The organism is Brevibacillus sp. FSL K6-2834 (assembly GCF_038592925.1).
GTDB lineage: Bacteria > Bacillota > Bacilli > Brevibacillales > Brevibacillaceae > Brevibacillus > Brevibacillus borstelensis.
Genome location: NZ_CP151945.1, coordinates 1,680,636 through 1,695,444, shown reverse-complemented (window position 1 = coordinate 1,695,444; position 14,809 = coordinate 1,680,636). Strand labels below are relative to the sequence as shown.

Sequence of the window (14,809 nt, the reverse complement as noted above, 5' to 3'; positions counted from 1 at the left end):
CGTCCCTCCGTTACTTGCCGCGGTGGCGCGGGTCGAGAATATCGCGCACAGCGTCCCCAAACATATTGCAGGAAAGGATGGTGATCGTCATTGCCACGCACGGCCAGATGATCATTCCCGGCGCCAGCTCCATATAGCGGCGCGCTTCCGAGATCATTCCGCCCCACGAAGGGTCTGGCGGCTGAATGCCGAGACCGAGAAAGCTGAGCGCCGATTCTGTCAAAATCGCACCCGAGATAGCGAGGGATGCCTGGACCAGCAGCGGTGCCGTTACATTCGGGAAAATTTCCAGAAACAAAATGCGCGGCGTACTGGCGCCGATAGCCCTTGCGCTTTCCACGTACTCCTGATTTTTGATCGATAGGACTGCTCCCCGGACCGTTCGCGTAAAGATCGGAATATTGACAATTCCGATCGCCAAAATGGTATTGAAGGCCCCTGGCCCAAGCGCGGCCACGATCGCCAAAGCAAGCAAAATTTCCGGAAAAGCAAACAGCACGTCCATTACACGCATCACCAATCCGTCAATCCAGCGGCCAAAGTAACCGGCGATCAATCCAAACAGCGTGCCAAAAGCGACGCTGACCAGCACCGAGGAAATTCCCACCATCAGCGAGACTCTGGCTCCGTAGATGATCCGGCTCATAATGTCTCTGCCGAATTGATCCGTGCCGAGAATAAATTCGCCGGAGCTGCCCTCCATGCGATGATCCTGAAACATCTGCGTCGGATCGTATGGAGACAATACGGGAGCGAAGGCAGCGGCCAGAGCGAGCAGCAGCAGGACGATCAGACAGACGACTGCTGTTTTGTTCTCAAAAAAGCGTCTTCGAAATGTGCGCATGTCGCATTCCCCTTGTCAATACTTGATTCGCGGATCAATCCAGGTGTAAATCAGGTCGATGATCAGATTAACCAAGACGAACACCAAAGCGACGAACAGGACGCCTCCCTGTACGACAGGATAATCCCGCTGGTAAATGCCATCCAGGACATACTGCCCCAGTCCCGGTATGGAAAACAGTTGTTCGACAATGACCGACCCGCCCAATAGGTAGCCGATCTGCATACCGGCAATCGTAACGATAGGGATGGAGGAATTTCGCAGCGCATGCCCCATTACCACGGTCCATTGACTGTTTCCTTTGGCACGAGCGGTGCGGATGAAATCTTTGTCCATCGTTTCCATAAAGGCGGAACGGGTCATCCGCATCACGCCGGCAGCGACGACGATTCCCATCGTAACCGCCGGGAGGATAAACACTTTGAATGCCTCTGCCGGATCATCCCAAAAGTGGACCACATCGATCGGCGGAAACCAGTTGAAATACAGCGACAGGCCGAGCAGCAAAAGCGTACCGATGGCAAAGTTGGGAACCGAAATCCCGAGCAAGGTCAAAATGCGAATCACCTTGTCCGTTTTGGAGTGAGAGCGAATCGCCGACAGGATGCCGAACGGAATGGCCAGGGTCCAGCCGATCACAACCGCCATAATCGTCAATTGCAGCGTAATCATGAACCGCTTGAGAATCTGCGGTAAAATTTCTTCGCCGGTGTGCACAGAAACACCAAAATCCCCTTGCAAAAGTCCGCCGGCCCAGTGCAGGTACTGGCTTATGAGCGGTTTATCCAGCCCCATCTCCGCTCGCAGGACGGCGACTGCCTCCGGGGTCGCTTCCGTCCCGAGCATGATCGACGCCGGATCGCCCGGAACGAGATGGAGGATCGTAAAAACGAGGATCGAAATGCCGACAAGGATGGGAATCAAGCTAATGATTCGTTTGATCAGGTAACTTCCCATAGATACCCCTCCACAAAAGAAGAAATCGGGGAGATCGTCTCCCCGACTCCCTCCCTATCTCACTTACTTCTTCACCGATGCTCTCACCAACGCGGTGGATTCGCCCGCTGCCGTCGGCGAAAAATCGACGTTGTCGCGGACCGCGTAAAAGTTTTTCGGAGAAGCCAGGAACAGGTTTGGTGCGTCTTCTACCAGCAGCTTTTGCGCTTCGTCATACAATTTCTTGCGTTCTTGCACATCGACCGTCTCCAGCGCCTTTTGAACGAGCTCATCGTATTTCGGGTTGGAGTAATTCCAGACGTTCGCCGATCCTGTAGTCGAGAAGAAGTAGCGCATCGAACGGTCGGAGTCCACGCCGGATGTATTGCGGCCGACCATCATGTTCATATCTTTGGATTTCCAGGTGTCGATGTAGTTGCCCCACTCCAGTTGGTTGATTTTCGCGTTGATGCCAATCGCTTTTAAGTGCTGCTGAATGATTTGCGCCGACTCAACCATGTCCGGGTAAGTAGAAGCTGTTTCAATGACCGTGTCAAAGCCGTTTGGATACCCCGCTTCTGCAAGCAGCCGCTTTGCCTTTTCCACATTCGGCGTGTAGCTTGGATAGCTGGACGGATCAAGCGCCCAGCTGGTCAGTGCCGGTGCGATCGGCCCGGTCACGGATGCCTCGCCCTTCCATACGGTTTGCACGATTTGATTGCGGTCTACGGCATAACTGATGGCCTGGCGGACACGCGGATCGTCAAAAGGCTTTTTCTTGACGTTGATACCCAAATAGCTGTACTCCAGAGACTGGTAGCTCTTTATCTGGATACCCGGCTTGCCCTCGAGAAGCTTCGCCGAATCCGCCGATACAGCACTGATGTCGATTTTGCCGGCGCGAATGGCAGCCATGCGCTCTGCCTCATCCTTCATGATCTGAAACTTGATCGCGTCTACCTTTGGCAATTCCTTGTTAAAGTAGTCCGGGTTTTTCTTCAGCAGGACATACTGTCCAGGCTCGCTTTTTTCCAGGATGAACGGTCCGGTGCCATTGGCTTCCTTCGTCAGATCAGTCGATCCCTTCGGAACGATGGAAGCCGAGGACGCGGACGCATTGGTCAGGAAAGCCGCATCAGGGGTTTTCAGCTTGAAGACGACTGTTGCAGGGTCCGGCACCTCGATCGTATCGACACTGGCGAAGTACGATTTGGCGATCGAACCGGTGTCCGGATTCAAAATGCGCTCAAAGGTGTACTTTACGTCCTCCGCGGTCATCTCTTGTCCGTTGTGGAACTTGACACCCTTTCTCAGATGGAAGGTAATGCTCTTTCCGTCGGGAGCCGTTTCCCATGATTCCGCCAGCCCCGGGACGAGATCGAGATTGGCGTCCAGCTTGGTCAGGCTGTCATAAACCAATGAGTAAACGCGTGCACTGGAGGCCGCAGGCACCTTGTGCGGATCGTACCCGACCGGCTCCTGATCGACCGCGACGATCAATTCCGATTTTCCTTCAGTCTGGGATGCTCCCTCGGACCGCGGCTTGGAATCGCCTGCAGGTGCGCTCCCGCCTCCCGAACAGGCTGAAAGCATAAGGGACAGCGACAGGAAAAAACTTGCCAACACTCTCTTTTTCACGTTTTTTACCCCCTGAGTTTCGGTTAATACAAACAGATATTGCCTAATGGGACTGCCCGTTTCGCGCCGGTTACCGACGGTACATTGCTCGGGCGGCCCATCAAGGTTTCATGTCCCAATACAGCGAAGGCGATTGCTTCCTTGGCATCGTCCGGCACCCCGTACGCCTGCGCTGTCGTCAGCGCGATACCATCGGGCAGTTCGTCCCGGAGCATGCGAAGCAGCGTCTTGTTATGCGCTCCTCCTCCAGACACGATCACCTCGTGAACACGGGCATGGGGAAACACAAAATGGCGGTACGCATCCGCGATAGAAGCTGCCGTCAGCGCCGTTGCGGTAGCTGCGATATCCTCTGCGGAGAGGCCGAGCGCCCTTGCATCACTGCACAACCGGGCAGCAAATGCTTTGCCGTACACTTCCCGCCCGGTGCTTTTGGGCGGTGCGAGCCGGTAATAGGGGTCAGACAACAAGCCCGAGAGCAGCTCGGAAGACACTGTTCCGCCTGCCGCCATCGCTCCGCTCTCGTCATAGCGAAGTTTTCCGTCCGTCAGGAGCTGGATGATCTCGTCGATCACCATGTTCCCCGGACCGGTATCAAAAGCTGTCACTTCCTGAATAGCCGCTCCGGCAGGAAGTACCGTCACATTGGCAATCCCCCCGATATTTTGCAGCAAGCGGCCTTTTTCCGAATGGCGGAAGAGCACATAATCGGCATAGGGGACGAGCGGAGCGCCCACCCCTCCGGCTGCCAGATCCCTCGCCCGAAAATTCCCCACTACAGGGATTCCGGTACGCTCTGCCAAGGTCGACAGCTCGCCGATCTGCAGGGAAGCGCGGACATTTGTCATCCCCTCCGGCCCGGGAAAGGGCACAGGCCTGTCGATATGCCAGACGGTTTGCCCATGGACGCAGACTGCATCAATCGCCTCCGGGGAAAGATCCGCCTTTTTCAGAAGCTCGCGAACAGCATGGGCGTACCATTCCGCAAGTCCGTAGTGTACCGCCGTCAATTTGTCCAGACGGGCTGTATCAACGCTGCACAAGCTCTTTACCCATTCGCGAAGCTCGTCGGAATACGGCAAATAATGAAATTTCTGCAGACGCACACTCTCGATTTCTTCCCGGTCGTCCGTCAGAATCTCCACGAGCGCCGCATCGACTCCATCCAGCGAAGTCCCTGACATCAATCCGATCAACGCATGCTTCTTCCTGCTCCGATAGTCTTGCAGCCTGGGAGTTTGATTCATGATCTCACCTACTCTCACCCTGCTTATCTTTACGAAATTGCCTCTCTAACGAATGTTTGGAATAGTCAATCCTGTTATCGCTTTCATTATATGAAATAAAATTACCACGGTCAATTGAAATAGAGTAAATAATATTTCAAGAAAAAGAGTGGAGTTTCCGGTCTTGCTGTATATCCTATCAAGAGAACTGTCTATGAATGGAGGGCATACGCTTGATTCCTTCTTCAAAGTGGAGCCTGCACAAATTTTTTGACAGGCATCCGGTCATTCGAGGCTATCTGCCTGCTACGGCTTTGTACCAACCGGCGCTGCTTGATTCCTTTCTTCAGAAGTACGATACGGTCTACATCAAACCGAGTTCAACACATATGGGAAAAGGCATTATGAAGGTATGGAAAACCGACAGCGGATATGCATGGGTCAAGGAGCGCGGACAGACCGTCACCGCCTCGACACTGGGGGAACTGAAACCAATCGTCAATCAGAGCGTGGGCAATAGAAAGCACATTATTCAAAAGGGGATTCCGCTGGCCGAGGTAAATGGACGGCCGTTTGACATCCGGGTAATGATGCTGCGCAATGGGGCAGGGAAGTGGCAATACGCCGGCATGCTGGCAAAGGTCGCCGGCCCTGACAGTGTCATTACCAATGTCGCCCGGGGCGGCGGCTATGTCACCACGGTGCCCAAAGCACTGCGACAATCCCAGGCGGTAAAAAGCGAGCAGGTGAACACTGTCACACGCGAGCTTATCCGATTGAGTCACCATGTATGCTCCCACTTTAACAAATACAAGCATTCGTCTCAAATAGGGATTGATTGGGCAGTAGACAAAAAAGGCGGGCTCTCCATTATCGAAGTGAATTTCGATTTTCCTTCTCGCGGCCTGTTTGCGAAGCTGCCTGACAAGACGTATTACCGTTTGATCAAGCGTTTGCGCTCTCAGTATTTGGCCAGACGTGCACGCCTGAAAAAAAGAAAGCCGGCCTCTCGATAAAAGAGAGACCAGCTCGGCAATGACGATAGCGCTATTGGCCCGTCTTGCTTTCTCATCGTTTTTCTACCGTTATCCTTGCGCCGCTTTTGCCTCGATTTCGGTCAAAGGCGATGTGCACTGCGGGCACCGGGTCGCCTTGATCGGAATGGAAGAGATGCAGAACGGGCATTCTTTCGTAGTCACAGGCGGTTTTTCCGGTTCGTTCTTTTTGCGGAAACGATTCACCTGCTTCACGACAATAAAGATGGAGAACGCGATAATCAGAAAGTCGATGACGGTATTGAGAAACAAGCCGTAATTGATCGTGGCAACCCCCGCATCTTTGGCTTCTTTCAGAGTCGCAAAGTCTCTGCTGTCCAAACTGATGAACAAGTTGGAAAAATCCACTTTGCCAAGCAGCAAACCTACTGCCGGCATGATGATGTCGTTAACCAAGGATGTTACGATCTTGCCAAAAGCAGCTCCGATCACAACCCCGACTGCCAGATCAACGACGTTCCCCTTTAAAGCAAACTCTTTAAACTCTTTCAGCATCGGCCTCACCTTTCCATGTGCATTCACACGCAGTGTACTTATCTTCTATCAGAAAACATTTTGCAAAAAGTGTTCGACGAACCGCTCATGGTCAACTTCCAGGCAAACGTCGACATTGGCGGCGGCAGCCGGATGCTTCCGCCTGTCGCCAATGGTTCGCGCATCCGACAGTCCGCCGGATGTATCCACTGAGACATGCATCGGAACGGCAGTCACAAAGGTCGGATCAATGACGACCCCGACAGCCAGCGGGTCGTGAAGCCCGCATCCCCGGACATTCCCTACCTGCGCGTAGGCATTCATGTAAAATTCGCACATGTCGGCAAACAAGCGGGAAACATCCGTCCCCTTTTCGCGCCACAAGGCCAGATGCTCCCTGGTCAAAAGCGTCTGCATCGTCACATCGAGGCCGACCATCGTCACCGGAATGCCGGACTGAAAGACCAGCTCTGCCGCCTCCGGGTCCGCACAAATATTTGCCTCCGCCACCGGCGTCCGATTACCCGGCACTGTCACGGCTCCGCCCATCACGACGACCCGCTCCACCAGCGCAGTCATTTCCGGCTCGTCCCTGATCGCCTTGGCGAGGTTTGTCATGCTGCCCACGGTAACGATCGTCAGCTTGCCAGGGTGTCTCCTCGCCTGTTCGATCATGAATGCCGATGCCTCTTGCTTCTGTACAGGCGTTTGCGGCGGCGGAAGCTCGATGTTGCCCAAGCCGTTTTCTCCGTGAAACAGCTTGGCTTTTTCCTTCAGCTCGCGGAACAGCGGCCGCTTGGCTCCCGCATAGACCGGTATCTGGCTGTATCCCAAAAGCTCCAGGATTTGCACGGTATTTCGCGTCGCTTCCTCCACCGTAATGTTTCCAAAGGTCGTGGTGATTCCCAAAACCTCCAGCGCCGGTGAATGAACGGCGTAGGAAATGGCGAGAGCGTCGTCGATTCCTGTATCTACATCAAGTATTATTTTTTTCATTGCTTGTCCCCCGTCCCCATGACTTCCATAGCACGTTTGACGACTGGCTCCGTCTGAATATCGAGGCACACCTCCGTGTCAATCCCGACACGCGGAATCGCCCGGAGATCTGCTATCAGGGCGCCACGGGAAAGCGTGCTCTGGCAGTCGACGGAAATCTTCAGTGTCTGCTTCTCTGCTATTTCCGGATGGATCGCTGCCATCATTGCCGCACACGCATCCAGACTGTTTCCCCCATCCATCCGCATATGTAGCGCATAGGTCGCATCGAGCGGAACGAGGAGGAGCGGCAGCTTGGAAGCCAGGACGAGCGCGGCAGCCTCCGGATCGGCATGCATGTTCGCTTCGGCAATCGGGGTGACATTTCCCGGTACGCGGATTGCGCCTCCCTTTACAATAACGGCCGCAAACTTTTTCGCCAGTTCCTTGTCCATTTGGAGGGCCTTGGCCAATTCTGTCAGGGGACCGAGTGTGACCAGGATCAGCTCTCCTCTATGCAGGTCTGCCTGCCGGACAATCAGCTCCGCCCCTTGGTCCGCTTGCGCCAGCAACAGGCCGCTCTGTCCTGCCGACTCCAGCACTTGTCTTGTCTGATTCATCGCCTCTGTTTGACTGGGCCCGCCAAAGACGATGCCCGTCAGCTCTATGTCAGGTGAACCTAAAGCGAGCCGCAGCGCCGGAATATGGTCTGTTCCCTCTCCCGTCACCAGCAGCATCTTTTTCTTTGTGTGCATGCTTTCACCTCGATTTCTACTCGCTCCTAATCCTAATCGAATCTGAAAAAACCGTCAATTGAATGCCATCACTCATTGCTGCCAGAAGTATGCACTAAGCCGAAGAAGCGCGAGGCATGCACGGAATCGAAGCGCTCGCAGGCCGACTGCTCTTCCACGCTTGCAACTTGACAATCAATCTTTTACACTAATCCATAGTTTCAAAAAAAGGAGTTTGCCCTCTACATGTCCCTGAAAATAGCCAGCCCACAACAAGAATTGCTCGTTTGCTTGCAGCAGCAGCTTGTCGAAATATTGCTCCGGCATAAAAAGAAGCCCTACCTGCCGGTCTGGGGCGAACTCTATTCAATTTTGAGAGAATTTGTCAAAATATCCAGAAAATCCAGCCAGAATCTTTTGCTCTATTCGATTTCGCCGACTGGCTCGCTCCATTTTATACATGAGACAGGCTTGTTCCGCGTAGATATTCCTGACCCCGGCCTGACGATTTCTCTCTCTACCGACGAATTGATTGAGGCATTGATCGCCGGACGCTTTTTTCCCGCGCTGCCTCCAATCGACACAGCCTCCCCGTTACCGGAGTAGCATCCGAGACAGTGGGAGATTTTTTTATCTCAACCTTGTATAAACGAAAAAATCCTGGCTTTCGCCAGGCAATTGAGGGTAGTACTGAATTATTCACGTGAATAACATAGCTTCATTATAGTTCTTTATTCCTGATTATGCTATGCGAATTTATAGGAAATATCACCTAGATCATCCAGTGAAAGCGTAAAAAAATAGAGCGGCTCTCCTGCACAGTTTCGAGCCGCTGCTGCAAAGTTACGAACTCCCCAAGTTCGCTTATACAGATTGTACTATGTAATTTGAATATCGAAAAGTGTCGTCTTTTGAATTTACGATAGAAAATGGCAAATGTGCGAAGTGTTAGGAAAAAAGTTCAGCAAACAAAGGAGCCATTCACCTTGCAGAATCACAGTATTCACGCATGCTGAACCAAATCCGCTTCCTCTGATTTTCTTAATCATTTGTAATCCATTACCTGCTTGAGATGCTATTTTTATAGCGGTGCTGCAAACAAAATTCGCCATTCACCATATTTTTTAAGCTAAGAAAGGCTCTCGGCATTCTCTCCGTGAGTCGCCGGCATTTCTGCCAGGCAGGGAACTTCCATCGCATCTGGCTTTTGCCATGCTCCGCTTAATGTCTGTACGATGAAAATAGAGGGTGCCATGCGTCATAAAGTCCTTGTTAACGCTGGACAGCCCTCTCTTTTGAATGCTTGTTTGCTTACCGGTGAGTGCCAAATAAAATGCAGAGGTAGACGTACTGGCTGATACTCACCTCGGGAAAGAAGAAAGCCAGATTGCTTTTTCCGGGAGTCTGTCTGACCGAATACCGCAGCTTGCTGTTTCGCAGCGATTGGGCCATCCGGTACGCCTCGCTCCAGGTCGCATGGAAGGAAATATTTTTTGCCATTCCTGTCAAACACCTCATCTTGATAGTGCTCATCTCATGAACATAGCATGTCCAAAAATTGGCTGAAAGATTTATTTGAAATGACCCTTGGTTCGAGCTTTAGGGGAGAAGATGAACAAGGAGAAAAACGCAGGCGGTTCGGTGGGACACTTGCGGGTGAGTTGGACTGTCCGACTGCATTCCAAGATTCAATCGGTACTTTAACGTCTTGGCGATGCCGGACGGGACTACATAACGCTCAGGCGGCTGCTGGATACCCTTTCAGAGGGTGAAAGACAGCGCATAAAAGAGGCTGTTCCCCAAGCAATTGTTGACGCTTGGAGAACAGCCTCTGGCAAATGTTCATTTCGCGGACGGTTTTGGCCGCACCTTGCTCGTCGGCATCGCTTCCAGGGGATCGTCCGGCCAGTAATGCTTGGGGTAGCGCCCTTTTAAATCTTTTTTCACATCAAAATAGGCATTCTGCCAAAAGCTTGCCAAGTCTCTGGTCACCTGGACCGGCCGATGTGCCGGAGACAGGAGGTGCAGCGTCAGCGGAACACGCCCGTAGCAGATGCGAGGGGTTTGCATCAACCCGAACATTTCCTGCAGCCGGACAGAGAGGACCGGCGCATCCGGGTCGCTGTAATCAACCGGAATCCGTGAGCCGCTGGGCACGCCGATATGCGTAGGCGCTTCTTTGTCGAGCTCTCTTCTCTGCTCCCACGAGATCATTCCAAGCAGGATATCTGCGAGGGAGAGGCGCTGCAGATCCGCACCTTTTTTCATCCCGTGCAAATGGGGGCCCAGCCAGTCGGGAAGCGTTTCCCTTAGCGCCTCGTCCGATACATCCGGCCACTTTCCTTGCCCTTGACTTTGCCCCTGTTCCTGCCGGTGCATGAATTGCAGACGCTGCTGCAACTGCCGGGCTTGTTTCGTCCAGGGCAACAGCTCCAATCCTTCCGATGAGATACCGGAGAGAAGCGCATACAATATATCTTCCGGGTCGGTCTCTAGCAAAGGGGCTTCCTGAATCACAATGGCTCCCAGGCGCTTGCGGACTCGCGCCCTCACGCTTTGCTGGCCTGCCTCCCAATAGACGAGGGCCTCGTTTTCCATCTGGTCAGCAAAATACTTTTCCAGCTGCTCCGCGTCAATCGGCGCTGCCAAGTAAATCGTGCTTTCACTTCCCTGGTCATCCAATTCGGCTGCCACCAGATAAGGGGCGTTCGCGAGAGACTGTATTTTCGTAAAAACCGCACCTCTCCCGTTTTGCAGCAGAAAACGGCCATTTTCCCTGCGCTGGGCGATCCGGTCCGGAAAGGCATACGCAAGCAGCAGTCCGCACGCTGCCGTGTCTGAAGCCTCCTGCTGTATGCCAAACGAATGTTTCCAATGCTCCGCTTCGGCCCATACGCTTCGGCAGAGCGAGCGATTGAGAGATATTCCCGCATATTCCTCCACCTGATCTGACCCTGCATCCTGAACAAAACGCAGCGCTTCAACCCGTGTCCGGATATCGACATCCTCGCCTGCCCGCAAGCCACGAAGCACATCCCGCTCGCCGAGCAAAGCGGCCAGCTCGCAAGCCAGCCCGCCCAGACCAAGCGGGATTGCGACGAGGATCATATGGGCCAGTCTTGGAGGCAATCCCGTTTCCGCCATTCTTTTGCCGTGCGGGGTCACCGCCCCCGACTCATCGAGTGCCCCCAATCTGGCAAGAAGCTGGCGGGCCTGCCTGAATGCCGCAGCGGGAGGAATATCCAGCCACGAGAGCTCAGACGGATCGGCTACGCCCCAGACTGCCAATTCCAGCGCAAGCGCCGTCAGATCCGCCTCCTTGATTTCCGGCGTCCGTGCCGCTTCCAATTGCCGTTCCTCTTCCTTTGTCCACAAGCGGTAACAGGTGCCCGGTCCAAGCCTGCCCGCACGTCCCCGACGCTGATCCGCCGACGCCCTCGCCACCCGTACGGTCTCGAGTTTGGTCAGTCCGGTGCGCGGCGAAAAGCGCGGGACTCGCATCAGTCCGCTGTCGATGACCGTCCTGACACCTTCCACCGTCAGACTGGTCTCCGCAATCGACGTAGCCAGCACGATTTTCCGCTCACCAGGCGGGCACGGCGCAATCGCCCGATCCTGTGCCGCCGAGGGCATATTTCCGTACAACGGTTCTATTCGAATACGCTTGCCTGCGTTCTCCTGTCCGCCCAGCTCCAGCTCTTTCAGCCTGGCTTCCACTCTGCGAATCTCTCCTGCTCCCGGCAGGAACGTCAGGATATCCCCTTCTTCCTGCTTTAGCGCATGCTGGATGGTATGAACCACTTTTTGTTCGAGCGGCCCTTCCCAGCGGGTATCCAAATAATGGGTTTCCACAGGAAAAGAACGCCCCTCGCTCCTCAGGATCGGAGCACCGTCCAGCAAGGCGGACACAGGCTCTGCCTCCAGCGTTGCGGACATGACCAATATCCGCAGGTCATCCCGCAGCAACTCACGGGACTGAAGGCAAAGGGCTAGGCCCAGATCGGCCTGAAGACTTCGTTCATGATACTCGTCAAAAATGACCATCCCCACGTCTTCCAAGGCCGGATCAGACTGCAGCATGCGTGTCAGTATCCCTTCGGTAATGACTTCGATCCGCGTTTTCGGGCCTACGCGGCTATCCATCCTGACCCGATACCCCACTGTCTCCCCCACTCGTTCTCCCCGGGAAGCTGCCATGTACCGGGCAGCCATGCGGGCGGCAAGCCGGCGAGGCTCCAGCATCAAAATCCGGCGTCCGGCGAGCCAGGGCTCGTCGAGAAACGCCAGCGGCACACGCGTGGTTTTCCCTGCACCGGGTGAAGCGATCAGCACCGCGCTGGCATGAGAGCGAAATGTCTCCAGCAAGCTGGGCATGATCGAGTCGATCGGCAGTGTCTTCATCTCATCACCTCATCCGATTGCGAACAAACCTTCTCTCTTCTTTACACTTCAACATAAGCATCTGCCGGAGCGTCAGCCAAAAACGGACTCTTTTCACCCAGACAATACAGATGCAGCTCGTGCATGGCGCGGGTGCAAGCCGTGTAAAAGAGCTTTCTCTCCCTTTCCCGGCCGTATTGCGCCCGGGAAGCATTGTAAATGATAACGCCGTCAAATTCTACCCCTTTGGCGAGGTAGGCCGGGATGATGTGAAAGCCTTCTTCAAAAGAGACGGTTTCTTTGTCAATCAGCCGAACCGGTACCTTTTCGCGCAGCGCTTCATACGCTTCCCGGCTCTCCTTAGCCGTTTTGCAGATGACGGCAATAGTGCGATGACCTGCTGCCGTCATTTCGCCAATCCGGGCTGCGACTTTTTCTGCCAAATCCTGCTGATCCGACACCCTCGTCAGTGTCGGCTTTTTCCCGTCGCGGTTAAACGGTTCGATCGCATTGTCGCCGCGAAGCATGGCACTGGTAAACTGGACGATGGGCCTCGTAGAGCGATAGCTCCGGGTCAGGATGATTTTCTCGGTATGTTCCTCGCCGTACAGTGTCGCAAGCCCGGCAAAATCCTGGCCGCTCGTCGAATGGGCATAGATCGCCTGATTCAAATCACCCAGCACAGTCAATTTGGCATGGGGAAACAGCCGTTTCATAAAGGCAAACTGGAACGGGGAGTAGTCCTGGGCTTCATCGACGAACACATGCCGAACTGCTGTATTCGTTTGAAAGCCTTCCACCCTTTCCTTCAAATATAAAAAGGGAGTGGCGTCTTCCCAGAACAGATTCCCGCCATCCAGGCACGCCATAGTCTGCGAGCAAATCTCCGGCCAGTGCCCGGGAAGCTCCAGGGAGCCTGTGAGAGATTGCACGAGCTGCGGATCTTCAACCAACTGCCGGTACAGCGCCGCAAGATCGATAAAGCGCAGCTGCTTGACTTCCCTGCGAAGCGGGGCAAAATGCTCCTGCACGACCTTCACTGCGAGCAGCTCCCGTTCCCGGTCAAAATCGTTGAACGTCTCTCCCGAAAACTGTTTCTTGCCTCTCAGCTCTTGGTACACCCGCTGATAATCATCGCGATCCAATAGCTCAATGGCTTCATCCACCCAGGCACGGTTTATTTCCTTTTTCCCGAGCCGTTTCAGCTCACCTAAGAGCCATTCCGCCAGCAGCCTCATCCGGTTAGGGATGCGCAGTGAAGAATCCATCTCGTAAAATCGCTCTTTGATCGCGTCCGCGGAAATCAGCGTACGCCCGCGGAATTTCACGTCCCGGAAGCACATTCCTACATTTCGGAGCGATTCGACGTATGCATCGATCACCCGGAGCCATTCACCGCCAGCCTTGTAGCGGATTCCCTCCGCACGGGCGTTGTATCCGGGTTCGTTCATTGCCGTGTAGATGTACTCCATCTGGGAGAACGGATCTTCTACCGTGAACCAATCGCCGAGTCTGTGTTCCACGTATTCCTGAAAGGTGGTCTGCTGCATGTTTTCCTCGCCCAGCTCGGGCAGAACGGTAGAAATGTAGCTGTTAAACATCGGGTTCGGGGAAAACAGGACGATCTGCTCGGACCGGAGCGTTCCCCGATAGCGGTAGAGCAGATATGCGACGCGCTGCAGCGCTGCAGACGTCTTCCCGCTTCCGGCTGCTCCCTGGACGATCAGGAGCCGTTTGCTTGTGTTGCGGATAATTTTGTTCTGCTCCTTCTGGATGGTGGCGACGATGCTTTTCATCTGACCGTCGGCCTGTTTGCCCAGCACCTCCTGCAACAGCTCGTCGCCAATCGTCACGCCGGTGTCGAACATCGAGCAAAGCACGCCGTCGCGGATGATAAATTGCCGCTTCAGCTCCATGGTGCCGCTGATCAGACCGCTTGGCGTTTCGTATTGCGCCGGGCCTGGGGAATAGTCGTAGTACAGGCTGGAAACAGGGGCACGCCAATCGTACACGAGAAACTCCCCTTCATTTTCATCGAGAAGCGAGCCGATCCCAAGGTAAATCCGTTCCGCAGTCTTCTCCCCGTCTTCGCGGAAATCAATGCGGCCAAAGTACGGAGATTTTTGCAAACGAACCAGCGTTTTCAACTGATTGCTCGCATGCCGGTGCAGCCGATCCCGCTCGGAGAGAACCTCAGCCTGCTGCTTGATGCTGGCATACGTCTCGACTGCTTCGATAGCATCGTCGAAGTTGACGGTCACATCCTCCCAAAAGTTCTTGCGGATGTGGACAATATCTTCCTTTACATCGCTTACATGCTGTTCAAGAGATTCAATGCGCCGGGAGATCACGCCTACAACCTGCTCCACCCGCTTCTGTTCTTCCTGTCGGTCCTCTGCTTCTTTTCGATCCTCCTGCCCTTTGACCTGATCTTCCAGTCTTCCTTGATCTTCGTGTCTGCTCTGGTCCGACATGCTCATGCGCGTTCCCCTTTCCTGCTCCTTTTTTCTTTGCCAAGATGGGTTTGACAAAAGGGATTCCATGTGA

At 54.2% G+C, this 14,809-nt stretch carries 12 protein-coding genes; 2 read left to right on the top strand and 10 right to left on the bottom strand.

Annotated elements, in window-relative coordinates; all coding sequences use genetic code 11:
• Positions 1–10: 10 nt before the first annotated feature.
• From NST96_RS08395 to NST96_RS08380, 4 genes are all read right to left on the bottom strand, one after another.
• Positions 11–844: an ABC transporter permease gene (locus tag NST96_RS08395; protein ID WP_003387856.1), complete on the bottom strand. Its 834-nt coding sequence runs from the start codon at positions 842–844 to the stop codon at positions 11–13.
• A gap of 15 nt (positions 845–859) precedes the next feature.
• On the bottom strand, positions 860–1,801 hold the full coding sequence (locus NST96_RS08390) for an ABC transporter permease (protein ID WP_311067670.1): 942 nt from the start codon (positions 1,799–1,801) through the stop codon (positions 860–862).
• Between the two features lie 63 nt (positions 1,802–1,864).
• Entirely contained in the window at positions 1,865–3,418 is a 1,554-nt protein-coding gene (locus NST96_RS08385; RefSeq protein ID WP_003387859.1) for an ABC transporter substrate-binding protein, read from the bottom strand.
• A 23-nt stretch (positions 3,419–3,441) separates the two neighbouring features.
• The gene (locus NST96_RS08380; RefSeq protein ID WP_051925446.1) at positions 3,442–4,665 is read right to left on the bottom strand and encodes an anhydro-N-acetylmuramic acid kinase; all 1,224 of its coding nucleotides are present in this window, start codon (positions 4,663–4,665) and stop codon (positions 3,442–3,444) included.
• A gap of 212 nt (positions 4,666–4,877) precedes the next feature.
• Here NST96_RS08380 and NST96_RS08375 point away from each other — a divergent pair, with 212 nt between their 5' ends.
• On the top strand, positions 4,878–5,660 hold the full coding sequence (locus NST96_RS08375; protein WP_122958110.1) for a YheC/YheD family protein: 783 nt from the start codon (positions 4,878–4,880) through the stop codon (positions 5,658–5,660).
• Between the two features lie 69 nt (positions 5,661–5,729).
• Here the strand turns inward: NST96_RS08375 and mscL are convergent, their stop codons facing one another.
• From mscL to NST96_RS08360, 3 genes are read right to left on the bottom strand one after another with little or no spacing between them, the layout of a single operon-like run.
• Positions 5,730–6,194, bottom strand: coding sequence for a large conductance mechanosensitive channel protein MscL (gene mscL / locus NST96_RS08370; protein ID WP_003387862.1), 465 nt, complete (start codon positions 6,192–6,194; stop codon positions 5,730–5,732).
• Between the two features lie 48 nt (positions 6,195–6,242).
• Entirely contained in the window at positions 6,243–7,169 is a 927-nt protein-coding gene (locus NST96_RS08365; RefSeq protein ID WP_003387863.1) for a nucleoside hydrolase, read from the bottom strand.
• Positions 7,166–7,903: a nucleoside hydrolase gene (locus tag NST96_RS08360; RefSeq protein WP_342406016.1), complete on the bottom strand. Its 738-nt coding sequence runs from the start codon at positions 7,901–7,903 to the stop codon at positions 7,166–7,168. The genes NST96_RS08365 and NST96_RS08360 overlap by 4 nt, the downstream gene beginning before the upstream one ends.
• Before the next feature lie 225 nt (positions 7,904–8,128).
• Between NST96_RS08360 and NST96_RS08355 the strand changes: the two genes are divergently transcribed.
• Complete coding sequence (locus NST96_RS08355) at positions 8,129–8,488, top strand: hypothetical protein (RefSeq protein WP_003387865.1); 360 nt, start codon at positions 8,129–8,131, stop codon at positions 8,486–8,488.
• A 705-nt stretch (positions 8,489–9,193) separates the two neighbouring features.
• On the opposite strand, the gene NST96_RS08350 is transcribed toward NST96_RS08355, so the two are convergent.
• The 3 genes from NST96_RS08350 to helD all read right to left on the bottom strand — a co-directional run bounded on the left by NST96_RS08350 (position 9,194) and on the right by helD (position 14,742).
• Positions 9,194–9,382, bottom strand: a complete 189-nt coding sequence (locus NST96_RS08350) for a hypothetical protein (protein WP_024984421.1) — start codon at positions 9,380–9,382, stop codon at positions 9,194–9,196.
• 342 nt (positions 9,383–9,724) lie between these two features.
• Positions 9,725–12,283: an ATP-dependent helicase HrpB gene (gene hrpB, locus NST96_RS08345; protein ID WP_031932289.1), complete on the bottom strand. Its 2,559-nt coding sequence runs from the start codon at positions 12,281–12,283 to the stop codon at positions 9,725–9,727.
• Positions 12,284–12,324: 41 nt separating this feature from the next.
• The gene (gene helD / locus NST96_RS08340; RefSeq protein WP_342406014.1) at positions 12,325–14,742 is read right to left on the bottom strand and encodes an RNA polymerase recycling motor HelD; all 2,418 of its coding nucleotides are present in this window, start codon (positions 14,740–14,742) and stop codon (positions 12,325–12,327) included.
• Positions 14,743–14,809: the final 67 nt, after the last annotated feature.